Below are 23,820 nucleotides of genomic sequence, written 5' to 3' on the forward strand. Positions count from 1 at the left end.
TTAAAGTTTAAAAAAAATGCATAACCAAAACCAACGCGTTCTTAACTTGCCCGCCGGGTATTTCGGTATGGTCCTCGGGACCATAGGCATGGGGTTCGCCTGGCGTTACGCCGGCACCATCTGGCCGGTGACGCGCTGGCCGGGCGAGATCCTGGTGGCGCTGGCGGTGGCGATCTGGTTGCTTCTGAGCATGGCGTTTCTTACCCGTGCGGTACGGTTTCCACATAGCGTGCTGGCCGAGATGCGGCATCCGGTAATGAGCAGTTTTGTCAGCCTGTTTCCTGCCACAACGCTGCTGGTGGCCATCGGCTTTGTGCCGTGGTATCGCCCGCTGGCGCTGGGGTTGTTTAGCGTGGGCATGGTGATCCAGCTTGCGTATGCCGCCTGGCAAAGCGCCGGGCTGTGGCGCGGCAAGCATCCGGAAGAAGCCACGACGCCGGGACTGTATCTGCCGACGGTAGCGAACAATTTTATCAGCGCGATGGCCTGCGGTGCGCTAGGCTTCCACGACGCGGGGCTGGTGTTCCTTGGTGCCGGGGTCTTTTCCTGGCTGAGCCTGGAGCCGGTCATTTTGCAACGCCTGCGCAGCGCGGGCGAACTGCCCGCTGCCCTTCGTACCTCGCTCGGTATCCAGCTTGCGCCTGCCCTGGTGGCCTGTAGCGCCTGGTTTAGCGTCAACGGCGGCGAAGCGGACACCTTCGCCAAAATGCTTTTCGGCTATGGCCTGTTGCAACTCCTGTTTATGCTGCGTCTGATGCCGTGGTATCTGTCGCAGCCGTTCAACGCGTCGTTCTGGAGCTTCTCGTTCGGGGTGTCGGCGCTGGCGACCACCGGTTTACATCTTGGGCAGAGCAGTCCGTCAGGGTTCTTTCATGCCCTCGCGGTTCCCCTGTTTATTTTCACCAACGTCATCATCGCGATGCTGCTGGTCCGTACTTTTATCTTGCTGATGCAGGGCAAACTTCTGGTGCGCGCTGATAAGGCACTGCTTATGCAATCTGAGGAAAAATAATGACTGTCGATGAAAACTACTTTACTGAGAAATATGGGCTGACCCGCACGCACTCAGAGGTGCTGCTCAGCGCGGACATTGTTAAGCCGGGTAAAACGCTCGATCTGGGTTGCGGAAATGGCCGCAACAGCCTCTACCTCGCTGCCAACGGCTATGACGTGACGGCGTGGGATAAAAACCCGATGAGCATCGATAACATTGAGCGCATTAAGGCGGCGGAAGGGATCGCGAATCTGGAAACGGCGATTAAGGATCTGAACAACCTGACCTTTGACGGCGAATACGACTTTATTCTTTCCACCGTCGTGTTGATGTTCCTCGAAGCGAATACCATCCCTGGTCTTATCGCCAATATGCAGCGTTGCACCAGACCAGGCGGCTATAACCTGATCGTTGCTGCCATGGATACGGAGGATTATCCGTGCACAGTCGGCTTCCCGTTTGCCTTCAAAACCGGTGAACTGAGCAACTACTACGAAGGCTGGGAGCTGATCAAGTACAACGAAGAGGTAGGGGAACTCCACCGTACCGATGCCAACGGGAACCGTATCAAGCTGCGCTTCGCTACCATGCTCGCACGCAAGCCCGCTTAACGCGCGGCCAGCAGACAGAGTTGCAGGGCCGTGCGACAGGAGGCCTCGAACGACGACAGCGGTAAAAACTCAAACTTCGAGTGGAAGTTATGGGCGCCGGTGAAGAAGTTCGGGGTGAGCAGGCCTTTGGCTGACAGGGCCGCTCCATCCGTGCCACCGCGCATGGGGATCGGTTTTGGGGTGATGCCGAGCGATTCCATCGCCTCGAACATCAGGTCGATCGCGCGGCGGTCTTCGCCAATCGCATTGCTGATATTGCTGTAGGTATCCTCAATGCGGTATTCCACGTTTGCCGTGGGATGCTGCGCGGCTATTTGCGCCGCCACATCGGCAATGTGCTGCTTGCGGGCGGCGAAACCATCTTTGTCAAAATCACGAATATTGGCTTTCAGTATCGCTTCGTTCTGCCCGGCCTGGATGCCGTTAAACCAGATATAACCTTCGCGCCCCTCGGTGCATTCCGGGGTTTGCCGGCGATCGAAATGGCTGATGAAATCCGTTGCCATCAGCAGCGGATTGACCAGCACCCCTTTGGCGGACATCGGGTGAGCCGTGACGCCGGTAAAGCGAATTTCAGCCGCCGCCGCGTTAAAGTTCTCGTAAACAATCTCCCCCAGCTCGCAGCAGTCGATGGTCCAGGCAAAATCGACGTCGAAGCGCTTCAAATCCAGCGCTTTCGCGCCACACAGGCCAATCTCTTCATCGGGCACAAACGCCACCACAATATCGCCATGCTTATGTTCAGCGGTGAGGTTTTCCAGCACCGTCATGACCACGGTGACGGCCGCTTTATTATCTGCGCCTAATACGCTGGTTCCGTCGCTGAAAATAATCTCCTCATCAGGATAAGCCAGAATTTCCGGGTGCTCATTTACGCGCAGCCAAATATCTTTCTCTTTATTCAGGCAGAGATCATCCCCCGTAAACGTTAATATTTGTGGATGAATATCCGGGGATAAACCGACGTCGACGGTGTCGATATGGGTAATAAAACCAATCCGCGGCGCGCCGGGAACATTGCCTTTTTTCACGGCGGTAACGGTGGCGAACTCATCTATCACAATATCATCTAACCCCAGCGTTTTCAGCTCCTGCGCCAGCTCCCGCGCCATGTCGTGCTGACCCGGGGTGGAGGGCAGGGTTTTGACTTTCGGGTCGCTCTGGCTGGTGATGGCGAGATAGCGGAAAAAGCGTTGGGTTAATTGTCTGGAGAGTTCTGAGCCCATAGTGTTTCCTTCTGTATTTATTTTTCATGTGTTTGCGCCATCACTTTAATGTTATTTATGAAATGGCAAAAGAAGTAATTAGCCGTCGAATTAAAAAGACAGGAATAAATGATGAAAAGCACATTCACAATGATAACGCTGGCGCTTGCTGCGCTGACGGTCAGTTCCACCGTCGCGGCAAAAACGCTGGTGTATTGCTCCGAAGGATCGCCGGAAAATTTCAATCCTCAGCTCTATACGTCGGGGACCAGCGTGGACGCCAGCGCCGTACCGGTTTATAGCCGTCTGGTCGATTTCAAACCGGGCACTACCGAACTGGTGCCGAGCCTGGCGGAAAGCTGGGAGGTAAGCGACGATGGCAAGATCTATACCTTCCACCTGCGCAAGGGGGTGAAATTCCACAGTAATAAGCTGTTCACGCCGACGCGCGACTTCAACGCGGACGACGTGATTTTTTCGTTTATGCGCCAGAAAGATGTGAATCATCCCTACCATAACGTCTCCAACGGCAGTTATTCCAACTTCGAAAGTCTGGAGTTCGGCAGCCTGATTACCGCCATTGATAAAGTTGACGATCGCACCGTGCGCTTCACCCTGGCGCATCCGGAAGCGCCGTTTGTCGCTGATCTGGCGTGGTACTTTGCCTCCATTCTGTCGGCGGAGTATGCCGATGCCATGCTGAAAGCGGGCACGCCAGAAAAGGTTGATATGCAGCCGATTGGCACCGGGCCGTTTAAGCTGGCGCAATATCAGAAGGATTCCCGCATCCTCTTCACCGCTTTCCCTGACTACTGGCAGGGAAAATCGAAGCTGGATCGTCTGGTGTTCACCATCACGCCGGACGCCTCGGTGCGTTTTGCCAAAGTCGAGAAGAATGAGTGCCAGGTGATGCCGTTCCCGAACCCGGCGGACCTGCCGCGTATGAAGGCTAACAAAGACATCAACCTGATGAGCAAGGCCGGTCTGAATACCGGTTTCCTGGCGTTTAACACGCAAAAGCCACCGCTGGATAACGTAAAAGTGCGTCAGGCGCTGGCGATGGCGATTAACAAACCCGCCATCATTGAGGCGGTGTTCCACGGCACCGGCACGGCGGCGAAAAACCTGCTGCCGCCTGGCGTCTGGAGTGCCGACAGCGAGCTGAAAGACTATGATTACGATCCAGAAAAAGCGAAAGCGCTGCTAAAGGAGGCGGGATTTGCCAACGGCGTAAGCATCGATCTGTGGGCCATGCCCGTGCAGCGGCCGTATAACCCGAACGCGAAGCGTATGGCGGAGATGATCCAGGCGGACTGGGCGAAAGTGGGCGTGCAGACCAAAATCGTGACCTACGAATGGGGCGAATACCTGAAGCGCGTGAAGGGCGGGGAGCATCAGGCCGCACTGATGGGCTGGACAACGGCGACGGGCGATCCGGATAACTTCTTCGGCCCACTGTTTACCTGTACGTCCGCCAACGGCGGGTCGAACTCGGCCAAATGGTGCTATAAGCCGTTTGATAACCTGATTGCCGAAGCAAAATCGATAACCGATCGCGATAAACGCGTGGCGCTGTACAAGCAGGCGCAGCAGATGATGCACGATCAAATGCCAGCGGTAATGATTGCCCACTCGACGATTTTTGAGCCAGTCCGTAAAGAGGTCACGGGTTACGAAATCGATCCCTTCGGCAAACACCTGTTCTGGCAAGTGGACCTGAAAGAGTAATTTTCACTGCCCGGTTTCGGTCGGGCAGTTTTTTCGCTATTTGTGCTGTCTTAGTCATTTTTTGCCACAACACATCGCCCGGTTTTTTGTTATAACTTCAAGTGCATACTTGCAGATAACATGGAATACCATCATGCGTACTCACACTTTTTTTAAAGTTGCAGTGCTTTCTGGTCTGTTGGCCCTTTCCGGCTGTGCGTCAAAAGTCGCAGCCCCCGATCAATATTCAGGCTTTTTAAAAGATTACTCCGGCTTGCAGGAGATGAAATCTGCAACCGGGAAGCCAACCCTGCGTTGGGTTGACCCGTCCTATAATGAGGCGAATTACGACAGCATTATCTGGACGCCGATAACCTATTATCCGACGCCAAAACCGACCACTCAGCTTGGGCAAAAAACGCTTGATGAGCTGTTGAATTATACCAATACCAAACTGAAAACCGCGATTGGCCAGCGTAAGCCGATTGTGACGACGCCGGGCAAACATAGCCTGATCTTCCGCGGCGCCATCACGGGTGTGAGCTCAGACAAAGAAGGTTTGCAGTTCTATGAAGTGGTGCCTGTGGCGCTGCTGGTTGCGGGTACGCAGATGGCAACGGGCCATCGTACCATGGATACGCACCTGTTCTTCGAAGGTGAGTTAATCGATGCGGCCACGAACAAACCAGTGATTAAGGTTGTTCGTAAGGGTGAAGGGAAAGAGCTGGCGAACGAGAATACGCCAATGGGCTTCGGCACCCTGAAGCAGGTTGTGGATGATATGGCGACGGATGCCACCATGTTTGATGTCCATCAGACAACAAAATAATAAAAAATGGCCTGCATTTTCGCAGGCCGTTTTTTTATGCCGTCCGCAGGCGGCGGAACCAGGTTTCCGGCTTCGTAAACATCACCATATTTCCCCCCAGAATCAACAGCAGGCCGACGATCCCATTGAGATGCCACACGTAACCCTCGTACACCGTTGAAATCGACAGCGCCACCAGCGGGAACAGCAGGGTGCTGTACGCGGCTTTACCGGGACCAATGCGGCCTACCAGCGTAAAGTAGGCGCCGAAGGCAATCACCGAGCCAAACAGCGCAAGATAGAGCAGCGCCCCCATATAGCTCACCGTCCATTCCGGCATAAAGCTATCGCCCCTGAAGAGCGCGATAAGGCCCATCACGACGGTGCCGTACAGCATCGCCCAGGCGTTGGTGGTCATAGTTTCCAGCCCGTTTCGCTGATGACGCATGCTGATCATATTCCCCAGCGAGAAGCCGTAGGTGCCGAGGGCGGAAAGCCCGATGCCCGTAAGCAACGACGCGCTCCAGCCGCTGGCGAGCAGATCGTTCCAGAAAAGGGTAATGATCCCGATAAGCCCCAGCGCTGCCGCCGTCCAGAAGCGTGCGGGTGGGCGCTGGCCGAAGAAGATAAAGCTGTTGATGGCGTTATACAGCACGGCCATCGAGAAAATCACCGACTCAAGGCCGGTATTGATATGGGCGGCGGCGGTGTAAAAGCACCAGAAGTTGAAACAGAAAACGCAGCAGCCCTGAAGCATGCAGTAGAGATGATCCCGCAGCGCCAGCCTGCGCAGACGGCGAAGGGCGACCAGGACGATCATCATCGTGGCGCTGGCCACGGCGAAGCGCCAGAAAATGGAGACCGGCGCTGCAACCGGCCCCTGTTGTAAAAAAATGGCGATCCAGGTCGTGCCCCAGATAACAACGACCAGCCCATATAGTAATGCGTTCATGGTGTCTCTCTTCTCATACCGCGAAAAACGACAGTGTGGCGAAAGAAGGGGGGGCCGGCTTTCATCGCCTTGCGCCGGACTTGCAAATTCTTGCGCTTTTTTCTCGCACAATGGCTGGTAACAGGCTGCAACACTTCTTAGACTGACAGTCTGATTAATCACCTGTTTACGGCCATGTCTCTCGTTTACGACACCTTTGAAACGTTACGCCAACAAAATGCAGTGCTGCGGGGAACCGTCGCGCTCAATACTGGCATTCAACTGGCGGCGTGGTACAACAAGCACGACACAATCACGGTGAAAAGCAACCATCACACCCTTAGCCTGTACGTGGCGGATGGCTATGAAAGCTATCAAAAAACGCCGGGTGGCTGGAAAAATGGCGGCGGGCCGGACCGTTTTTGTCTGATGCCGGAAGAGAGCGAATCCACGTGGGATATTCGTGACGACCTGTCGTTTGTGCACCTCTACTGCACCGATGAACACCTGCGGGACGTGGGGGAGAAAATCTGGGATAAACGACCGCTATCGCTGACGCTGGAGGAAAAAATCTTCGGCAGCGATCCGAAAATCACCGCCCTTTATCGCCAGTTTTTGCTCGGCTGCGACTGGCAGCAAAACGCCAATCAGCTCACCCTGAGCACCGCGTCGACCTTATTGCTGACGCATTTGGTCCAGCACTATTCCAGCGTACAGTGGAAGCTGCCGGTAGTGACCGGCGGGTTATCACCGTTTGTACTGCGCAACGTGCTGGCCTTTATCGAGGAAAACCTTGCACAACCCTTAACCCTGGCGGAACTGGCGGGCCAGGCCGCACTCAGTGAGTATCACTTCGCGCGGATGTTCCGCCAGTCGATGGGGCTGGCGCCGCATCAGTACGTTATGCAGCGCCGCATGGAGAAGGCCAAAGCGCTGGTACAGCACACGACCACGCCGCTCACCGACATCGCGCTGGCCTGCGGATTTAACTCCGCCAGCCATTTCAGTAACCGTTTTCGCAGCATGACCGGCATCACGCCGTCACAGCTACGCGCGGCGAAGGCGTGAGAAGACGGCGTAACAGATCCCTCCCAGCACCAGCCCCCAGAAGGCGGAGCCAATTCCCAGGAGCGTGACGCCGCTGGCGGTCATCAGGAAGGTAACGATCGTCGCGTCGCGTTCTGCTTCATGGTTCAGTGCCTGATACAAACTCCCGCTGATAGTGCCAAGCAGGGCCAGCCCGGCCAGCGTCTGGATGCCGCTCAGCGGCAGGGCGGCCATCAGCCCGGAAATCGACCCGCCGAACACCCCCGCCAGCAGATAAAACCCGCCTGCCGCCGCCGCGGCCAGCCAGCGTTTACTGGCATCCGGATGGGCGTCCGGGCTCTGGCAGATGGCGGCAGTGATGGCGGCGATGCATATAGAATAAACGCCGAAGGGGGACAACAGCAGTGCCAGCCCGCCGGTGGCAACGATCAGCGGTGAGACCGCCAGCGGATAGCCCGATGCCTGCATGGTGGCGAAGCCGGGCGCATTCTGCGACGCCATGGTCACCAGGAAGAAGGGTAAGCCGATACTGATCAGGCTGGTGAAGGTGAACGCAGGGGCAATGAATTCCGGCATGATGACTGATAACGTCATCCTGTTCGTGACAACGTCACCTCCGGCCCATGCCACGAACACGCCCACCAGCAGCGTGGCGACAATGGCGTACCGGGGCGCTACGGCTTTGGTCACCAGCCAGGCGGCCAGCATACTGCCGCAAAGAAAAATGTGTCCCTCAAGATTGCTGAATGCCTTCAGGCCAAACTGTAGCAGCACGCCCGCCAGCATAGCGGCGGCAAGCGAGTGCGGGATCAGTTTCATCAACCGGGCAAACAGGCCGGTGACGCCGCACAGCAGAATCAGCGCATTCGCGAATATAAATACCCCGACGGTTTCCGCCAGCGTCACGCCTTGCAGGCTGGTGGCGAGCAGCGCCGCGCCGGGAGTCGACCAGGCGGTCAGCACCGGGGCTTTATACCACCACGACAATGCCAGCGTGCTGATCCCCATCCCGAGCCCCAGCGCGGTCATCCATCCGGCGATTTGCTGTGTACTGGCGCCAGCCGCCGCAGCCGCCTGCCAGATGATGGCGGCAGAGCTGGCATAGCCCACCAGCACGGCAACAAAACCGGCCAGCACGGCAGGAAAGAGAGAGGCAGTCGATCGCATGGAAACTCCGTTGTGCGTTATAACGTCCGGGATAAGGTATCACTGTGCGCTATAGCGTACAAGTGGTATGCTTTGCCGCAACGGGAGGAACTATGGATATCACTCAACACCTGGCAACCACACTGAAAGCGCTGCGTCAGGCGCGGGGCTGGAGCCTGTCGAAACTGGCGGAAGAGACGGGCGTGTCGAAAGCGATGCTCGGGCAAATCGAACGCAATGAGTCCAGCCCGACGGTCTCTACCTTGTGGAAAATCGCCACCGGGCTGAACGTACCTTTTTCGGCGTTTATCACTCCAGAAAGCGAACCGCAGGCGGTGTTCGATCCGCAGCAGCAGGCGATGGTGGTGAAACCGCTTTTCCCCTGGGATGAGCAGCTTAAGTTCGACCATTTCTCCATTACTCTCTCGCCCGGCGCGCTGAGTGAGTCCACGCCGCACGAAGCCGGGGTGATCGAGCACGTGGTGGTGATAAGCGGTGAGCTGGATATGCAGATTGACGGTGTCTGGCGCACGCTATACGCTGATTCCGGCGTGCGTTTTGCCGGCGATAAACCGCACGCGTACCGCAACAGCAGCGCCCGGACGGTGCATTTTCACTCTCTGATCCATTATCCCCGCTAAAGCGTCGCAAAACGGTTTCACTGGCACAGACTTCTGACTACAATAGCCGCCATTTTGACCATAACGGATAACGACGAAGTATGCGCCTGCACTCCCATCATCTTGAACTGCTAAGCCCGGCCCGCGACGCCGCCATTGCCCGTGAAGCCATTCTTCACGGAGCAGATGCCGTCTACATTGGCGGCCCTGGCTTCGGTGCCCGTCATAACGCCAGCAACAGCCTGCGCGACATTGCCGAGCTGGTCCCGTTCGCCCACCGTTTCGGGGCGAAGGTGTTCGTGACCCTGAACACCATTCTTCATGATGATGAGCTTGAGCCCGCGCAGCGTCTTATTACCGATCTCTACCAGACCGGCGTTGACGCCCTGATCGTTCAGGATATGGGCGTTCTGGAACTGGATATCCCGCCGATTGAGCTGCATGCCAGCACCCAGTGCGATATCCGCACCGTTGAGAAGGCGAAGTTTCTTTCGGACGTCGGGTTTACGCAGATTGTTCTGGCGCGCGAGCTGAACCTGAACCAGATCCGCGATATCCACCAGGCGACCGACGCGACCATTGAATTCTTTATCCACGGTGCGCTGTGTGTGGCGTATTCCGGGCAGTGTAATATCTCTCACGCCCAGACGGGGCGCAGCGCGAACCGGGGCGACTGCTCTCAGGCCTGCCGTCTGCCTTATACCCTGAAAGACGATCAGGGCCGCGTGGTGGCATTCGAAAAACACCTGCTGTCGATGAAAGATAACGATCAGACGGCCAACCTCGGCGCGCTGATCGATGCCGGTGTACGCTCCTTCAAAATTGAAGGGCGCTACAAGGACATGAGCTACGTGAAAAATATCACCGCCCATTATCGTCAGATGCTGGATGCCATCATCGACGATCGCGGTGACCTGGCGCGCGCGTCCGCCGGTCGTACAGAGCATTTCTTTATTCCGTCGACGGACAAGACCTTCCACCGCGGCAGCACGGACTATTTCGTGAATGCCCGTAAAGGGGATATTGGCGCGTTCGATTCACCGAAGTTTATCGGTTTACCGGTGGGTGAAGTGCTGAAAGTGGCGAAAGATCATCTTGACGTTCAGGTTACAGAGCCGCTGGCGAACGGCGATGGTCTCAACGTGATGATCAAACGTGAAGTAGTGGGTTTCCGCGCCAATACGGTGGAGAAAACCGGCGAAAATCGCTATCGCGTCTGGCCGAACGAAATGCCTGCCGATCTCTACAAAGCCCGTCCTAATGCGGCGCTTAACCGTAACCTGGATCACAACTGGCAGCAGGCCTTGCTCAAGACCTCCAGCGAGCGCCGCATTGCGGTGGATATCGCGCTGGGGGGCTGGGAAGAGCAGCTGATCCTGACCATGACCTGCGAAGACGGCATCAGCGTGACGCATACGCTCGACGGCCTGTTCGAGGTGGCGAACAATGCGGAGAAAGCGCTTAGCAACCTCAAGGATGGCGTGGCGAAGCTGGGGCAGACCATTTATTACGCGCGCAATATTGAGGTGAATCTGCCGGACGCGCTGTTCGTGCCGAACAGCCTGCTGAACCAGTTCCGCCGTGAAACGGCAGAGATGCTGGATGAAGCACGTCTGGCAAACTATCCGCGCGGCAGCCGTAAGGCCGAAACGGTGCCTGCGCCGGTCTACCCGGACACGCATCTCTCGTTCCTCGCGAACGTTTACAACCACAAAGCGCGTGCGTTTTACCATCGTCACGGCGTGCAGCTGATTGACGCCGCGTATGAAGCGCATGAAGAGAAGGGCGATGTGCCGGTGATGATCACCAAACACTGCCTGCGGTTTGCCTTTAACCTTTGTCCGAAACAGGCGAAAGGCAATATTAAAAGCTGGAAAGCGACGCCGATGCAGCTGGTGAATGGCGATGAAGTGCTGACGCTGAAATTTGACTGCCGTCCGTGTGAAATGCACGTTATCGGCAAGATGAAGAATCACATCTTCAAAATGCCGCCGCCGGGAAGCATTGTGGCCTCCGTCAGCCCTGACGATTTGATGAAGACCCTGCCGAAGCGTAAAGGCAGCTAACCCGCAGAGTGGGTATCCGGTTTGCGCGATTTCTGCCAGGCATGGTGCTCGCGCAACCCCTCCGCAGACTCCTCAGCCGCGCTGCGTAACTCGTCGCTGTCAGCTTCATGACGAAGCTGATGGTCGGCGTTTTTCACATACACAAATTCATGCCCTTTGTGCTCCGCCATAATCTGCCCTGAGAACAGGGCGCTAATCACCAGCAGTAGCGAAAATTCTTTTCTGAACATCCTTTATCCCCTGAAAATACGCTACGGTCATCGTAGGGATAATTTCATAGAGTAATTATTCGACTGTTTAAATTTGAGAAAATAGTCTGTCAAAAATTGTGGTCGCAATAAAACTCACTTAAGACTATTCTTAAAAGCAATATCGCCGTTGTAAACTCCCATTTCTGGTATGCAAAGAGAAGCTAGATTTATTGGGAAATCATTTACAATAAGATTTTTCTGGCTAAGGATTGGATCGAATAAATGAAAAAAATAATCGTGCTATCACTTCTGGGCGTAGTGGTTGCGGTGGGTGCTGCGGCCAGCATCTATTCAAATGAAGAACCAGAATATATTCAGTCAGCAAAAAGCCGTGTCGGATCGTATTTAACCAGCGATTACGGACGTGTCGAATGTAATAGCACCCAGGTAAGTGAAGATCGCTGGGAGCTGGGCTGTACCAATAAGGCGAGGGGCAAAACCTTCCAGTTCGCCGTTTACCCATCCGAGCAGGCGCCGTATGGGGTCTCTCGTGCGTTTTATCTCGAAGCGATTAATGATGATGCCCGCCAGAGTGCAGAGCAGGGGCTGATGCGTTATCTGCAAATTAATACCAAAGCGGGTTAATCGATTCGTTTATGCTTCGTTGAGGCTCACAGTGGTAGATTGCAGATGATCCACATCCCGGTATGGAATACCGGAGCGTAGATACCAAAATACAAATCTATCCATGCAAGCATTTACCGCCAGATTATGGCGGTTTTTTTTTGCCCGTTTATCGTACCGGCTGTGAAAATTGTTTGCGATATTGCGCGGGCGAAAGCGCAAATTGCTGCCGGAAATGGTGGCGCAGCGTGCCGCTTTGTCCAAAACCGGTTTGTTCCGCAATATTGTCGATGCTGAGCCGACTGTTTTCGAGGTAATCTTTTGCCCGCTGCAATCGTGCAGTTAATAACCAGCGCGCGGGCGTTGTTCCGGTCGCGTCCTGGAAACGGCGCAGAAAGGTGCGCTGACTCATACCCACCCGCAGGGCCAGCGATTCGACGGTATGGGAAACGGCCAGATGCTGGTGAAGATAATCAAACAGCTGGCCCAGGCGCTGGCTCTCCCGCAACTGAGCCACCGGTCGGCTAAGCTGCTGGGTTTGCGAGCCGTCCCGATGGGGCGGGATCACCAGCCGACGCGCCACGCGGTTTGCCGCTTCAATACCGTAATTCCGGCGCACCACGTGCAGGCACAGATCAATCCCCGCGGCGCTGCCTGCGGAAGTGAGAATATCGCCTTCATCCTGGTACAGCACATCCTCAACCACGGTGATAGCGGGATAGCGTGCTTTCAGAGCTTGCGTGTAGCGCCAGTGGGTGGTTGCCTTCCGCCCGTCAAGCAGGCCTGAGGCTGCCAGAACGAAAACGCCAGAACAGATTGAGAGTAGCTGGCAGCCGCGGGCATGCGCCGCGCGGAGCGCCTGGCAGAGCGCGTCGGGTACGGGTTCGTCCAGCCCTCGCCAGCCGGGTACGACAACCAGATCCGCCGTCTCCAGCAGACGCAGATCGCCATCGGCCAGAATACGGATCCCGCCCGTTGCCCGGAGCTCGCCGTCATCCACGCTCGCCACGGCGAACTGATACCAGTCCTCGCCCATCTCCGGGCGCGGCAAGCCAAAGATCTCTACCGCCACGCCAAACTCAAAGGTACATAAACCGTCATATGCCAGCACGACCGCGCGCGGCGAGGGATGTCTTAAGTTTGTCATCTTTTTGCTGTTTTCTGGCATAGGCGGACGCATTCATGGGCTGAATTAAGGGATAAAGTAGTGTTAACACAAACACCACAAATGAGGAAGATTCATGAGCTATGTTACTGAATTTCCGGCTGCTGAGCCGCAGGAAGCCGTGGGGCATTTTCGGCGTCGTCTGAGCGTCGAGACGGACTGCGCCGATGTCCATCACGCGGTATCCAGCGGTGAGCAGGACTTTGTTCTGCTGCACGTTGTCGGAAAACCTGAACATTTTGCCCGGCGGCATCTGCCCGGCGCGCTGCATTTACCCTGGAGCCAGATCACCGCCGAGCGGATGAAAGCGTGGCCAGAGGGCACGCTGTTTGTCGTCTATTGTGCAGGCCCGCACTGCAACGGGGCGGACAGGGCGGCGCTGAAGCTGGCGCGTCTGGGTCTGCCGGTCAAGATTATGCTCGGGGGCATCACCGGCTGGGAAGATGAGCGGTTCGCGTTTGCAGGATCTTCATCACCCGCCCTGTGAACATGAATTTATTTCAACACAGATGAAATTTTCTCGTTTGTCGGCGGCGAGCCGGTATGACATCTTTTCAGGACGTTTAGACATCCAGAAGTCTAAAGATTCAAGAGATGAATTATCACTGTGGGCAATTAACGCCGACAGACAGAGGAGATTTCCATGCAGCGACACCACGCCCCGTACCGCGCCGATGTAGTCGGCAGTTTTTTACGCCCGGATTCTGTTAAACAGGCCCGTCTGCAATTTGCCAGCGGTGAGATCGATGCCGGTCAGCTTCGCGCGGTTGAGGACGAGGCCATTCGCCATGTTGTCGAGCAGCAGTGCGCCTGCGGTCTGCATGTGGTAACGGACGGTGAATTCCGCCGCGCCTGGTGGCACTTTGACTTCTTTGACGGGCTACAGGGCGTAGAGCGTTATGATTCGCAGCAGGGCATTCAGTTCAACGGGGTGCAGACCAAAGCCCATGGCGTGCGCGTAACGGGCAAACTGGGCTTCGGCGATCATCCTATGCTGGAAGATTTCCGCTACCTCAAAAGCATCAGCGGTAACGCACAGCCGAAGATGACTATTCCGAGCCCGAGCGTGCTGCACTTCCGCGGTGGCCGCAAGGATATTGATGCCACGGTCTACCCGGATCTGAAAGATTATTTTGACGATCTGGCGACCACCTGGCGCGATGCCATTCGGGCCTTTTACGATGCAGGCTGCCGCTATCTGCAACTGGATGATACCGTCTGGGCCTACCTTTGTTCAGAAGACCAGCGCCGGCAGATCCGCGAGCGCGGTGATGATGCAGACGAACTTGCCCGAATCTATGCCCGGGTGCTGAATAAGGCGCTGGAGGGCAAACCGGACGATCTGACCATCGGGCTACACGTCTGCCGCGGCAACTTCCGCTCAACCTGGATTTCCGAAGGCGGCTATGAGCCGGTGGCGGAGGTGCTGTTCGGTACGGTGAACGTCGACGCGTTCTTCCTGGAGTACGACAACGACCGTAGCGGCGACTTTGCGCCACTGCGTTTTGTGCGCCCGGGTAAACAGCAGGTGGTTCTGGGGCTAATCACCACCAAGCACGGTGAACTGGAGAACCCGGAAGGGGTGAAAGCGCGTCTGGAAGAGGCCGCGCGCTACGTGGCGAAAGAGCAGATTTGCCTCAGCCCACAGTGCGGATTTGCCTCCACGGAAGAGGGTAACAGCCTGAGCGAAGCCCAGCAGTGGGATAAAGTTCGCCTGGTGACGCAAATCGCCAGCGACGTCTGGTAACATCGTTCACAGCGCTGCATTATTACAGTGCAGCGCTGTACCATTCTGAGTCGTTTCCCGTAGATCCTCTCTTCGAACCCGTTTAAATCCTGCCTCTGCAACCTGGCACCCTTTTTGCTCTCCTGAAACTGACGTTACTTTTTCTGCGTCCGGGCGGTAACGGACGTCTTCGCACAGCTTTCTTTTTCAGGAGTGAAAATATGCACCGTCGTACCTTTATAAAAGCGTTCGCCTTGTCCGCCTCCGTGGTCGCCATGGGGGTCAGTTTTGGCGTCCAGGCCGCAGAGACCATTAAAGTCGGGATCATGCACTCACTCTCCGGCACGATGGCCATTTCAGAAACGCCCCTGAAAGATGTCGCCCTGATGACCATCGACGAAATCAACGCCAAAGGCGGCGTGCTCGGGAAAAAGCTGGAGCCGGTGGTGGTTGACCCGGCATCCAACTGGCCGCTGTTTGCCGAAAAGGCCCGCCAGCTTCTGAGCCAGGATAAGGTCGCCGTGGTGTTTGGCTGCTGGACCTCCGTATCGCGTAAATCAGTTCTGCCGGTTTTTGAGGAGCTGAACGGTTTGCTGTTCTATCCGGTGCAGTATGAAGGTGAAGAGATGTCACCTAACGTCTTCTATACCGGCGCGGCGCCTAACCAGCAGGCGATCCCGGCGGTGGAGTACCTGATGAGCGAGGACGGCGGCAGCGCGAAACGCTTCTTCCTGCTGGGAACGGACTACGTTTACCCGCGCACCACGAACAAGATCCTCCGCGCCTTCCTGCACTCGAAAGGCGTGGAAGATAAAGATATTGAAGAGGTCTACACCCCGTTTGGTCATAGCGATTACCAGACCATCGTCGCCAGTATCAAGAAATTCTCCGCGGGCGGTAAAACGGCAGTGGTCTCCACCATCAACGGTGATTCCAACGTGCCTTTCTATAAAGAGCTGGCGAACCAGGGGCTGAAAGCCACGGACGTGCCGGTGGTGGCGTTCTCGGTGGGCGAGGAGGAACTGCGCGGCATTGATACCAAACCGCTGGTGGGTAACCTGGCGGCGTGGAACTACTTTGAATCCGTCGATAACCCGACCAACCAGACCTTTGTCGCGGCCTACAAAGCCTACGCGAAAGCCCATAAGCTGCCGAATGCCGATACCGTCGTCACCAACGATCCGATGGAAGCGACCTATGTCGGCCTGCATATGTGGGCGCAGGCGGTTGAAAAAGCGGGGACAACCGACGTGGACAAAGTGCGCGCGGCAATGGCGGGCCAGTCGTTCAACGCGCCGTCCGGCTTTACGCTGACCATGGATGCCACCAACCACCACCTGCATAAGCCCGTCATGATTGGTGAAATCGAAGGCAACGGCCAGTTCAATGTCGTCTGGCAAACCGAACAGCCGGTACGCGCTCAGCCGTGGAGCCCGTTTATCGCCGGGAATGACAAAAAACCTGACCAGCCGATGAAAACCGCCAGCAACTAAGCCACCACCAGGGAGAGACGTCATGAACGCCATGCGCATAATTATTGCGATTGTGTGGCTTACCGGACTGCTGCCAGGGATGGTGCAGGCATCGGATGCCGATGATTTCGTTGCCGCTAGCCGCAGCCAGCAGACCGCTATGCTGACCCGCTGGGCAGCCACGCCGGAACCTGCACGTTTGCCGCTGCTTAAAGCGCTGCAACAGGAGAACCTCTACACCGACAGCCAGAAGAAGGCTTTTACCCGCATCGACGGCGAAATGGTTGCCCTGGGCGCGGCAAAGAGCGCCGAAGGAACGACCAAAGCCGTGCGGCTGACCAACCGGCTGCGCGTGTTAACCGTCACGGCGCTGGCGACGCATCAGCTTGTCAGTGACAGTGTCACCGAAAGGCGTCATGCCGCGCGGCAACTTCAGCGTGACGCCCAGCCGGATATGCTCGGGTTTCTGCAACAGCGGGCTAACCGCGAAACGGATGACGTCACCCGACAGTCGCTGAGGCTGGCGCTGGCAAATCTTCAGCTGGCGAGTCCGCAGGCGGAAACGCGCCTCAACGCGGTTGAACTGTTGGGACAGTCTGACGATCCGGACGTTCAGGCCACGCTGACGCCGTTTACCCGGGCGCAAACCGAGCCGGACGCACGGGTACGTGCCGCCGCCGCTGAGAGCCTGGACCGTATTCAGCACCGGCTGATGTGGGGCGAACTGCTGGGGCAGGCCTTCATGGGCCTGTCGTTGGGATCGGTACTCTTGCTGGCCGCGCTCGGGCTGGCTATCACCTATGGTCTGCTGGGGGTGATTAACATGGCCCACGGCGAAATGCTGATGCTCGGGGCGTATGCCACCTGGATGGTGCAGCAGGTTATGGCACAGTGGATGCCTCAGTGGCTGGCGCTTTATCCGGTGGTGGCGCTGCCGGTGGCGTTTTGCCTGACGGCAGGTATCGGGATGGTGCTGGAGCGCACGGTGATCCGCCATCTGTATGGCCGCCCGCTGGAAACCCTGCTCGCCACCTGGGGGATCAGCCTGATGCTTATCCAGCTGGTGCGCATGACCTTTGGCGCCCAGAACCTTGAGGTCGCAAACCCGGCCTGGCTGTCCGGCGGGGTGCAGGTTTTCGCCAACCTGACGCTGCCGTGGAACCGTATTGTGGTGCTCGGGTTTGTGCTGATGGTGCTGTTCTTCACCTGGCTCATTCTGAATAAAACGCGTCTGGGGCTGAACGTGCGGGCGGTGACGCAAAACCGCAGCATGGCGGCCTGCTGCGGCGTCCCCACCGGACGGGTAGATATGCTGGCGTTTGGCCTCGGGTCCGGCATTGCCGGGCTGGGCGGCGTGGCATTGTCCCAACTGGGGAACGTGGGACCGGAGCTGGGCCAGGGATACATCATTGATTCGTTCCTGGTGGTGGTGCTCGGCGGCGTCGGCCAGCTGGCCGGTAGCGTCGCGGCGGCCTTTGGTCTGGGGATCTTCAATAAAATTCTTGAACCGCAGATGGGCGCCGTGCTGGGCAAAATCCTGATTCTGGTGGCGATCATTCTGTTTATTCAGAAACGTCCGCAGGGGTTATTCGCACTTAAAGGGAGGGTGACAGACTGATGAGCCAGCCATTGACCTTAACACTGGCGCGCAGGGCACCGCGCTCCACGCAAATCTTCGGCAGTCTGCTGGTTGCGGCGCTGCTGGTGCTGCCTTTTCTCGCGCTGTTGCCCGCAACGCATCCGCTGGCCGTTTCTACGTGGATGTTGACGCTCATCGGCAAGATCCTCTGCTACGCAGTTGTCGCCGTGGCCCTCGATCTGGTCTGGGGCTATGCCGGTATGCTCTCACTGGGGCACGGCATATTCTTCGCCCTGGGCGGCTATGCGATGGGCATGTACCTGATGCGTCAGGCGGCCGGGGACGGGCTGCCCGCGTTTATGTCGTTTCTCTCGTGGAGCGAGCTGCCCTGGTTCTGGTGGGGAACGCAGCATTTTGCATGGGCTCTGGTGTTAATTGTGACGATCCCCGGCCTGCTGGCGCTGGTCTTCGGCTGGTTTGCTTTTCGCTCGAAGATCAAAGGGGTCTATTTCTCCATCATGACCCAGGCGCTGACCTACGCGGGCATGCTGCTGTTCTTTCGCAACGAAACCGGCTTTGGCGGCAATAACGGCTTTACCGGCTTTACCACGCTGCTCGGATTTTCCGTCACGGCGACCACCACGCGGATCGCGCTGTTTCTCGCAACGGTCGTGCTGCTGCTTCTGGCCCTGGGTACAGGCTATGCGCTGGCGAAGAGTAAATTTGGCCGCATTTTAACGGCGGTGCGCGATGCGGAAAACCGTCTCACGTTCTGCGGCTACGATCCGCGCGGTTTCAAGCTGCTGGTCTGGACGCTTTCCGCCGTGCTGTGTGGCCTGGCGGGAGCGCTGTACGTTCCGCAGGTGGGCATTATCAACCCGGGTGAAATGTCGCCGACCAACTCGATTGAAGCGGCCATCTGGGTAGCGCTGGGTGGACGCGGCACTCTGGTGGGCCCGGTGATTGGCGCGGCGCTGGTCAACGGTGCGAAGAGCTTTTTCACCGTGGCGATGCCGGAGTACTGGCAGCTGTTTCTGGGGCTGATTTTCATCGCCGTGACGCTGTTTTTACCGCGCGGCGTGTTCGGTCTGTTTCGTAAGGGAGAGAATTAATGCAGCCCTCTGAAGGACTCTTTACCCGCCAGCTACCGGGCGACCGTTACCGCGAGCAGACCGATCCGGTGTTGCAGCTCGAGGCCATTAACGTCAGTTTCGACGGTTTTCAGGCGTTGACCGATCTCTCGCTGAACATCGGCGTCGGAGAATTGCGCTGCATCATTGGCCCTAATGGCGCCGGTAAAACCACGCTGATGGACGTGATTACCGGCAAAACCCGGCCAAAAAGCGGGAAAGCTATTTACGATCAGTCCATCGATCTGACTGCCCTGGAACCGGCGGCCATCGCCCGTCAGGGCATTGGCCGTAAGTTCCAGAAGCCGACCGTGTTTGAAGCGCTGACCGTAGGGGAAAACCTCGAAATCGCCATGAAAGCCGACAGGTCCGTCTGGGCGAGCCTGCGGGCCACGCTCAGCGGCGAGCAGCGCGACCGCATTGATGAGATGCTGGTTTTGCTGCGGCTTGGCAGCGAGCGCGATCGCCGTGCCGGGCTGCTTTCCCACGGACAGAAGCAGTTTCTGGAGATCGGCATGCTGCTGGTGCAGGACCCGCACCTGTTACTGCTGGACGAACCCGCCGCCGGTATGACCGACGCAGAGACGGAATACACTGCCGAGCTGTTCCGCACCCTGGCAGGCAAGCATTCGCTGATGGTGGTTGAGCACGATATGGGTTTCGTCGAGACCATCGCCGACAACGTCACGGTGCTGCATCAGGGGCGGGTACTGGCGGAAGGTTCGCTTCGCGAGGTACAGGCCAATGAACAGGTAATTGACGTCTATCTGGGACGTTAAGGAGAGGTGATGTTACAGGTTAGCGAACTGAATCAGTACTACGGCGGAAGTCATATTCTGCGCGGGGTGAGCTTTGAGGCGGTCGTCGGGGAAGTTACCTGCCTGCTGGGGCGCAACGGGGTGGGCAAAACCACGCTGCTGAGGTGCCTGATGGGGCTGATCCCGGTGAAAGGCGGGGAGGTGGTCTGGCAGGGAAAGAGCATCACTCACAGTAAACCGCACCAGCGGGTGCAGTCCGGCGTGGCCTATGTTCCGCAGGGGCGGGAGATTTTTCCGCGTCTGACCGTAGAAGAAAACCTGCTGATGGGGCTGTCACGCTTCTCCGCGGGAAACGCAAGGAGCGTACCGGAGGAGATTTGGCAGCTTTTCCCGGTGCTGAAGGAGATGAAGCACCGACGCGGAGGCGATCTTTCCGGTGGTCAGCAGCAGCAGCTGGCGATAGGTCGCGCGCTGGCGAGCCGTCCACGGTTACTGATTCTGGATGAACCCACGGAAGGTATTCAGCCGTCGGTGATTAAAGAGATTGGGCAGGTGATCCGCAGCCTGGCGAACCGGGGGGATATGGCCATCCTGCTGGTGGAGCAGTTTTATGATTTTGCGGCAGAGCTGGCCGACAGCTATCTGGTGATGTCGCGCGGCAGCATCGTCCAGCAGGGGCGCGGGGAGAACATGGAGCAGGAGGGCGTTCGCGGGCTGGTTGCGATCTGAAATGTTATAATATAACATCCTCATTCTTATAAAACGGAATGAGGATTTTGCTGTGGCTGCACAACTTGCAAAAATTGCGCTGACTCTGGGAACGCTGCTGGTAAGCGGCTCGCTTTTTGCCCATTCGCACGGTCATCAGATGACAGAGGCGGAACAGAAGGCGGCAAACGGCGTCTTTGAGGATAAAGACGTCAGGGACAGGAAGCTGTCTGACTGGGACGGGACCTGGCAGTCCGTTTATCCGTTCCTGCTTGATGGTTCGCTGGATCCGGTTTTCGAAAAGAAAGCGCAGAAGGGAGAAAAATCCGCTGCCGAGGTGAAGGCCTACTACCGTAAGGGGTACGCGACGGACGTGGACGCCATCGGCATTGAAAACAACGTGATGGAATTCCACCGAGGCAAAACGGTGAGCAGCTGCCGCTACGACTACAGCGGCTACAAAATTCTGACCTATGCGTCGGGGAAAAAAGGCGTGCGCTACCTGTTTGAATGCAAGGATAACGCGAGCCAGGCGCCTAAGTTTGTGCAGTTCAGCGACCATATCATCGGGCCGAAAGCCTCTTCACACTTCCATATCTTTATGGGCAACACCTCCCACGAGGCGCTGCTGAAAGAGATGGATAACTGGCCGACCTACTACCCGAATGAGATGTACAAAGAGCAGGTGGTGGAGGAGATGTTGCACCACTAGGGTGTTGGTTTTGCCGGGTGACGGCTTCGCCTTACCCGGCTTACGATTAGGGTTTTGTCGGTCGGGTAAGCGCAGCGCCACCCGACACGCTATCTTCACTTTTCACGCGCATCCCGCGCAATATCATCAGCCAGGCCGCAATGATGGCGGCCATCATAATGATAAATAATGACCAGTGCGGTAGATGGGTCAGGATGAGCCCGGTGATCATCGGGTTCGCCGCCGCGCCGAGCCAGCCCAGCGCCTGGGCGGAGAAATAGCTCGCCTTCATGCCCGGCGGGGCGATATTGTCGATCAGCATGTATTCACCCGGTGCATAAATAATTTCACCCAGGGTGAAAATCGCCGCCGCGATCCCCCAGTAAATCAGGTTCTCGCCGGAAAGCATAAACCCGCCCAGCCCGAGGATGAAAAAAAGCGTCGCGGCGGTCATTAGCGGACGGATATTGCTGGCGGTGATCTTACGTCCAAGCGCGTATTGCAGGGTGACGACCACCGCCGCGTTGACGGGCAGCACAACGGCCACCACCTTTTCTGCGAAATCACTGTCCGCATGTGCGGCGAGGACATACTGGGAAATGCAGGTGGCGAACGATCCACCCACATACGACGCCAGCAGGCCGGAGAGCGTGTACCAGAACAGCGCCCGGTCTTTCAGCAGCACCGAGGGCTGCCACGGCATTTTCTCCTCAGGGCTGTCTGAGGCTATGCTTTTCTGCACAAAGAAATGGATAAACCCGAGCGGCAGTGCGGCGCAGAAGGCGGCCAGCCAGAACGGCAGTTGCAGGCTGTACATCACCAGCAGGGTGCCGATCGGCGGCCCGATCGTCCAGCCAATGTTCAGGAAACTGTAGTTGAGTGAGAAAACGCGCGCCTTTTCGCTGGAGGTCAGCACGTCGGCAAACCATGCTTTCAGCACCGTTGAGAAGACGGAATAGGCGCAGTTAATCAGGGCAAAGAACAGCACCACCAGCGTCACGTTATTCACCAGCGGAATCGCCACAAACCCGGCGATAAAGGCCACGATGGCGATCAGCATATAGCGTTTTTTGTCGAACTTATCCGCCAGGATGCCAAACCCCAGGCTAAACACCACGCCGATGGTCAACGCCACGGTAAGGGCATAGCCAATATTCTCCACGCTCATATCGTACACGCGTGTGAGATATATGGTCATAAAGGGCAGCGTTGCCCCGCGGCCAATTGTTAATAACAATGACGATGCCAGCAGCGCTGCGGTTGAGCGCCTGATTGATGGTTTCATTTTCCTGCCCGACAAATGCTTATGCTTTTTTTGTTGTGTTATTACAGGATTATCATGGGATCGGCAGCTTGTATAGCACCCAATTTATCCGCAGGTGCTTCTCTCCAGTACCAGAATTAATGATCTTCTCGCGGGGCTATTTTTTCTGTTACCTTGAAGTGTTTACAAAATTTTAATAATTCAGGGGCGGAAAATGACGCGGAAAGACGGGCTGTTAGCGTTGCTGGTTGTCGTGGTGTGGGGACTCAATTTTGTGGTCATCAAAATGGGGTTGCACAACATGCCTCCACTGATGCTGGCGGGGCTGCGCTTCCTGCTGGTGGCCTTCCCGGCGCTGCTGTTCGTTGCCCGCCCGAAAATTCCCCTTAAGCTGCTGCTGGGCTACGGCCTTACCATCAGCTTTGGTCAGTTTGCGTTTCTTTTTTGCGCCATCAAATTCGGTATGCCTGCGGGCCTGGCTTCGCTGGTGCTTCAGGTGCAGGCGTTCTTTACCATCATTCTCGGCGCATTTGTCTTCGGCGAACGCTTGCAGGGCAAGCAGCTGGCGGGCATTAGCCTTGCGGTCTTTGGCGTGCTGGTGCTGATTGAAGGCAGCCTCAACGGTCAGCATGTCGCGCTGCTAGGCTTTATGCTCACCCTGGCGGCGGGGCTGAGCTGGGCGTGCGGCAATATCTTTAACAAACTGATAATGCAGCACGAGACGCGTCCGCCGGTCTTATCGCTGGTGGTCTGGAGCGCATTGATCCCAATCGTGCCGTTTATGGCCGCGTCGTTTATTCTGGATGGTCCGCAGGCGATGTTGAAAAGCCTGGTGGAGATCGACCTGACGACGATTTTGTCGCTGATCTACCTGGCGTTAGTCGCCTCAATCATTGGCTATGGTATCTGGGGATCGCTGCTCGGACGCTATGAAACCTGGCGTGTGGCGCCATTATCGCTGCTGGTACCGGTGGTCGGGCTTGCCAGCGCCGCACTGTTGCTGGATGAAACGCTCAGCGTGCTGCAACTGTGTGGCGCAGGGCTGATTATGGCCGGGCTGTATATCAACGTCTTTGGCTTGCGGGTGCGTCGGGCAACGCAGGTGCGGGGTTAAGGCAGAAAAAAGCCCCGCATTAGCGGGGCAAAAACGAATTACAGGTCGTGGTTGTAATACGGCACGCCTAATTCGTCGGATTTGTCGCTGCCAGCGCCCATGTGATTGAAGTCCCAGGGCGACTGGTTTTGCGTGGACGGCATAATCATGGTGTCACGATTATTTTGCTGCCCCGCATTGGGGGTTTGCTCCGCGAAGCTCTGGCCGGAAACCAGCACCAGCAAGGTGAGGGCGGCGGAGGCGATAAATTTCATGATTTCCTC

General features: G+C 56.9%; 24 protein-coding genes. 17 read left to right on the forward strand and 7 right to left on the reverse strand.

Annotated elements, in window-relative coordinates; all coding sequences use genetic code 11:
• The first annotated feature begins 16 nt into the window (after positions 1–16).
• Both tehA and tehB read left to right on the forward strand, forming a co-directional pair.
• Positions 17–1,012, forward strand: a complete 996-nt coding sequence (gene tehA, locus L379_RS12060) for a dicarboxylate transporter/tellurite-resistance protein TehA (RefSeq protein WP_032653531.1) — start codon at positions 17–19, stop codon at positions 1,010–1,012.
• Entirely contained in the window at positions 1,012–1,605 is a 594-nt protein-coding gene (tehB, locus tag L379_RS12055) for a tellurite resistance methyltransferase TehB (RefSeq protein WP_015570555.1), read from the forward strand. The genes tehA and tehB overlap by 1 nt, the downstream gene beginning before the upstream one ends.
• Here the strand turns inward: tehB and pepT are convergent.
• The gene (gene pepT / locus L379_RS12050; protein ID WP_032653533.1) at positions 1,602–2,831 is read right to left on the reverse strand and encodes a peptidase T; all 1,230 of its coding nucleotides are present in this window, start codon (positions 2,829–2,831) and stop codon (positions 1,602–1,604) included. The genes tehB and pepT overlap by 4 nt on opposite strands.
• A 111-nt stretch (positions 2,832–2,942) precedes the next feature.
• On the opposite strand from pepT, the gene L379_RS12045 reads away from it, so the two are divergent.
• Positions 2,943–4,538 carry an ABC transporter substrate-binding protein gene (locus L379_RS12045; protein ID WP_032653536.1) on the forward strand — a complete coding sequence of 532 codons (1,596 nt, stop codon included), beginning with the start codon at positions 2,943–2,945 and terminating at the stop codon, positions 4,536–4,538.
• A gap of 133 nt (positions 4,539–4,671) precedes the next feature.
• On the forward strand, positions 4,672–5,346 hold the full coding sequence (locus tag L379_RS12040; RefSeq protein WP_015570552.1) for a DUF3313 domain-containing protein: 675 nt from the start codon (positions 4,672–4,674) through the stop codon (positions 5,344–5,346).
• Positions 5,347–5,380: 34 nt separating this feature from the next.
• Here the strand turns inward: L379_RS12040 and L379_RS12035 are convergent, their stop codons facing one another.
• Positions 5,381–6,277, reverse strand: a complete 897-nt coding sequence (locus L379_RS12035) for a DMT family transporter (protein WP_023303719.1) — start codon at positions 6,275–6,277, stop codon at positions 5,381–5,383.
• A 174-nt stretch (positions 6,278–6,451) separates the two neighbouring features.
• Here L379_RS12035 and L379_RS12030 point away from each other — a divergent pair, with 174 nt between their 5' ends.
• Positions 6,452–7,324 carry a helix-turn-helix domain-containing protein gene (locus tag L379_RS12030; RefSeq protein WP_032653538.1) on the forward strand — a complete coding sequence of 291 codons (873 nt, stop codon included), beginning with the start codon at positions 6,452–6,454 and terminating at the stop codon, positions 7,322–7,324.
• On the opposite strand, the gene L379_RS12025 is transcribed toward L379_RS12030, so the two are convergent.
• A complete protein-coding gene (locus L379_RS12025) occupies positions 7,304–8,470 on the reverse strand; it encodes a benzoate/H(+) symporter BenE family transporter (RefSeq protein ID WP_032653541.1) in 1,167 nt (388 codons plus the stop codon). The genes L379_RS12030 and L379_RS12025 overlap by 21 nt on opposite strands.
• Before the next feature lie 92 nt (positions 8,471–8,562).
• Between L379_RS12025 and L379_RS12020 the strand changes: the two genes are divergently transcribed.
• Together L379_RS12020 and L379_RS12015 are read left to right on the forward strand one after the other, a co-directional pair.
• Positions 8,563–9,090, forward strand: a complete 528-nt coding sequence (locus L379_RS12020) for a helix-turn-helix domain-containing protein (protein ID WP_015570550.1) — start codon at positions 8,563–8,565, stop codon at positions 9,088–9,090.
• 80 nt (positions 9,091–9,170) lie between these two features.
• Positions 9,171–11,135, forward strand: coding sequence for a peptidase U32 family protein (locus L379_RS12015; protein ID WP_015570549.1), 1,965 nt, complete (start codon positions 9,171–9,173; stop codon positions 11,133–11,135).
• Here L379_RS12015 and L379_RS12010 read toward each other — a convergent pair.
• Positions 11,132–11,365 carry a DUF2554 family protein gene (locus tag L379_RS12010; RefSeq protein ID WP_015570548.1) on the reverse strand — a complete coding sequence of 78 codons (234 nt, stop codon included), beginning with the start codon at positions 11,363–11,365 and terminating at the stop codon, positions 11,132–11,134. The two genes, L379_RS12015 and L379_RS12010, sit on opposite strands and share 4 nt — an antisense overlap.
• A 243-nt stretch (positions 11,366–11,608) precedes the next feature.
• On the opposite strand from L379_RS12010, the gene L379_RS12005 reads away from it, so the two are divergent.
• Positions 11,609–11,971 carry a hypothetical protein gene (locus tag L379_RS12005; RefSeq protein ID WP_015570547.1) on the forward strand — a complete coding sequence of 121 codons (363 nt, stop codon included), beginning with the start codon at positions 11,609–11,611 and terminating at the stop codon, positions 11,969–11,971.
• Positions 11,972–12,119: 148 nt separating this feature from the next.
• Here the strand turns inward: L379_RS12005 and ftrA are convergent, their stop codons facing one another.
• Positions 12,120–13,118, reverse strand: coding sequence for a transcriptional regulator FtrA (ftrA, locus tag L379_RS12000; RefSeq protein WP_032653544.1), 999 nt, complete (start codon positions 13,116–13,118; stop codon positions 12,120–12,122).
• Positions 13,119–13,191: 73 nt separating this feature from the next.
• Between ftrA and L379_RS11995 the strand changes: the two genes are divergently transcribed.
• The 8 genes from L379_RS11995 to zinT all read left to right on the forward strand — a co-directional run bounded on the left by L379_RS11995 (position 13,192) and on the right by zinT (position 21,200).
• Positions 13,192–13,602, forward strand: coding sequence for a rhodanese-like domain-containing protein (locus tag L379_RS11995; RefSeq protein WP_017693440.1), 411 nt, complete (start codon positions 13,192–13,194; stop codon positions 13,600–13,602).
• A 156-nt stretch (positions 13,603–13,758) separates the two neighbouring features.
• The gene (locus L379_RS11990) at positions 13,759–14,862 is read left to right on the forward strand and encodes a cobalamin-independent methionine synthase II family protein (protein ID WP_032653546.1); all 1,104 of its coding nucleotides are present in this window, start codon (positions 13,759–13,761) and stop codon (positions 14,860–14,862) included.
• A 200-nt stretch (positions 14,863–15,062) separates the two neighbouring features.
• Positions 15,063–16,334 carry an urea ABC transporter substrate-binding protein gene (gene urtA, locus L379_RS11985; RefSeq protein ID WP_015570544.1) on the forward strand — a complete coding sequence of 424 codons (1,272 nt, stop codon included), beginning with the start codon at positions 15,063–15,065 and terminating at the stop codon, positions 16,332–16,334.
• A gap of 22 nt (positions 16,335–16,356) precedes the next feature.
• On the forward strand, positions 16,357–17,931 hold the full coding sequence (urtB, locus tag L379_RS11980) for an urea ABC transporter permease subunit UrtB (RefSeq protein WP_015570543.1): 1,575 nt from the start codon (positions 16,357–16,359) through the stop codon (positions 17,929–17,931).
• Positions 17,931–19,004, forward strand: a complete 1,074-nt coding sequence (urtC, locus tag L379_RS11975; protein ID WP_015570542.1) for an urea ABC transporter permease subunit UrtC — start codon at positions 17,931–17,933, stop codon at positions 19,002–19,004. Before urtB ends, urtC begins: the two co-directional genes overlap by 1 nt.
• Positions 19,004–19,801: an urea ABC transporter ATP-binding protein UrtD gene (gene urtD, locus L379_RS11970; protein ID WP_032653548.1), complete on the forward strand. Its 798-nt coding sequence runs from the start codon at positions 19,004–19,006 to the stop codon at positions 19,799–19,801. The genes urtC and urtD overlap by 1 nt, the downstream gene beginning before the upstream one ends.
• Before the next feature lie 9 nt (positions 19,802–19,810).
• Positions 19,811–20,509, forward strand: a complete 699-nt coding sequence (urtE, locus tag L379_RS11965; RefSeq protein WP_032103021.1) for an urea ABC transporter ATP-binding subunit UrtE — start codon at positions 19,811–19,813, stop codon at positions 20,507–20,509.
• Between the two features lie 52 nt (positions 20,510–20,561).
• Positions 20,562–21,200 carry a metal-binding protein ZinT gene (gene zinT, locus L379_RS11960; RefSeq protein ID WP_017693437.1) on the forward strand — a complete coding sequence of 213 codons (639 nt, stop codon included), beginning with the start codon at positions 20,562–20,564 and terminating at the stop codon, positions 21,198–21,200.
• Between the two features lie 46 nt (positions 21,201–21,246).
• Here zinT and ydeE read toward each other — a convergent pair whose 3' ends face one another.
• Positions 21,247–22,464: an efflux MFS transporter YdeE gene (gene ydeE / locus L379_RS11955; RefSeq protein ID WP_017383985.1), complete on the reverse strand. Its 1,218-nt coding sequence runs from the start codon at positions 22,462–22,464 to the stop codon at positions 21,247–21,249.
• 193 nt (positions 22,465–22,657) lie between these two features.
• Between ydeE and eamA the strand changes: the two genes are divergently transcribed.
• Entirely contained in the window at positions 22,658–23,557 is a 900-nt protein-coding gene (gene eamA, locus L379_RS11950; RefSeq protein WP_017383984.1) for an O-acetylserine/cysteine exporter, read from the forward strand.
• A 38-nt stretch (positions 23,558–23,595) separates the two neighbouring features.
• Here eamA and marB read toward each other — a convergent pair whose 3' ends face one another.
• The gene (gene marB, locus L379_RS11945; protein WP_015570538.1) at positions 23,596–23,811 is read right to left on the reverse strand and encodes a multiple antibiotic resistance protein MarB; all 216 of its coding nucleotides are present in this window, start codon (positions 23,809–23,811) and stop codon (positions 23,596–23,598) included.
• Positions 23,812–23,820 lie beyond the last annotated feature (9 nt).

Origin of the sequence: Enterobacter sp. MGH 33 (assembly GCF_000534535.1) — a bacterium.
Classification (GTDB): Bacteria; Pseudomonadota; Gammaproteobacteria; order Enterobacterales; family Enterobacteriaceae; genus Enterobacter; species Enterobacter hormaechei_C.

What these genes read in the sequence shown, in the direction of transcription:
- L379_RS12015 (WP_015570549.1), top strand. Translation starts at nt 9,171, where the DNA reads ATGCGCCTGCACTCCCATCATCTTGAACTGCTAAGCCCGGCCCGCGAC.
- L379_RS11995 (WP_017693440.1), top strand. Translation starts at nt 13,192, where the DNA reads ATGAGCTATGTTACTGAATTTCCGGCTGCTGAGCCGCAGGAAGCCGTG.
- urtA (WP_015570544.1), top strand. Translation starts at nt 15,063, where the DNA reads ATGCACCGTCGTACCTTTATAAAAGCGTTCGCCTTGTCCGCCTCCGTG.
- L379_RS12040 (WP_015570552.1), top strand. Translation starts at nt 4,672, where the DNA reads ATGCGTACTCACACTTTTTTTAAAGTTGCAGTGCTTTCTGGTCTGTTG.
- L379_RS12020 (WP_015570550.1), top strand. Translation starts at nt 8,563, where the DNA reads ATGGATATCACTCAACACCTGGCAACCACACTGAAAGCGCTGCGTCAG.
- urtD (WP_032653548.1), top strand. Translation starts at nt 19,004, where the DNA reads ATGCAGCCCTCTGAAGGACTCTTTACCCGCCAGCTACCGGGCGACCGT.
- L379_RS12010 (WP_015570548.1), bottom strand. Translation starts at nt 11,365, where the DNA reads ATGTTCAGAAAAGAATTTTCGCTACTGCTGGTGATTAGCGCCCTGTTC.
- ftrA (WP_032653544.1), bottom strand. Translation starts at nt 13,118, where the DNA reads ATGCCAGAAAACAGCAAAAAGATGACAAACTTAAGACATCCCTCGCCG.
- ydeE (WP_017383985.1), bottom strand. Translation starts at nt 22,464, where the DNA reads ATGAAACCATCAATCAGGCGCTCAACCGCAGCGCTGCTGGCATCGTCA.
- urtC (WP_015570542.1), top strand. Translation starts at nt 17,931, where the DNA reads ATGAGCCAGCCATTGACCTTAACACTGGCGCGCAGGGCACCGCGCTCC.
- tehB (WP_015570555.1), top strand. Translation starts at nt 1,012, where the DNA reads ATGACTGTCGATGAAAACTACTTTACTGAGAAATATGGGCTGACCCGC.
- urtB (WP_015570543.1), top strand. Translation starts at nt 16,357, where the DNA reads ATGAACGCCATGCGCATAATTATTGCGATTGTGTGGCTTACCGGACTG.
- pepT (WP_032653533.1), bottom strand. Translation starts at nt 2,831, where the DNA reads ATGGGCTCAGAACTCTCCAGACAATTAACCCAACGCTTTTTCCGCTAT.
- L379_RS12035 (WP_023303719.1), bottom strand. Translation starts at nt 6,277, where the DNA reads ATGAACGCATTACTATATGGGCTGGTCGTTGTTATCTGGGGCACGACC.
- eamA (WP_017383984.1), top strand. Translation starts at nt 22,658, where the DNA reads ATGACGCGGAAAGACGGGCTGTTAGCGTTGCTGGTTGTCGTGGTGTGG.
- L379_RS12005 (WP_015570547.1), top strand. Translation starts at nt 11,609, where the DNA reads ATGAAAAAAATAATCGTGCTATCACTTCTGGGCGTAGTGGTTGCGGTG.
- L379_RS11990 (WP_032653546.1), top strand. Translation starts at nt 13,759, where the DNA reads ATGCAGCGACACCACGCCCCGTACCGCGCCGATGTAGTCGGCAGTTTT.
- tehA (WP_032653531.1), top strand. Translation starts at nt 17, where the DNA reads ATGCATAACCAAAACCAACGCGTTCTTAACTTGCCCGCCGGGTATTTC.
- urtE (WP_032103021.1), top strand. Translation starts at nt 19,811, where the DNA reads ATGTTACAGGTTAGCGAACTGAATCAGTACTACGGCGGAAGTCATATT.
- L379_RS12025 (WP_032653541.1), bottom strand. Translation starts at nt 8,470, where the DNA reads ATGCGATCGACTGCCTCTCTCTTTCCTGCCGTGCTGGCCGGTTTTGTT.
- marB (WP_015570538.1), bottom strand. Translation starts at nt 23,811, where the DNA reads ATGAAATTTATCGCCTCCGCCGCCCTCACCTTGCTGGTGCTGGTTTCC.
- L379_RS12045 (WP_032653536.1), top strand. Translation starts at nt 2,943, where the DNA reads ATGAAAAGCACATTCACAATGATAACGCTGGCGCTTGCTGCGCTGACG.
- L379_RS12030 (WP_032653538.1), top strand. Translation starts at nt 6,452, where the DNA reads ATGTCTCTCGTTTACGACACCTTTGAAACGTTACGCCAACAAAATGCA.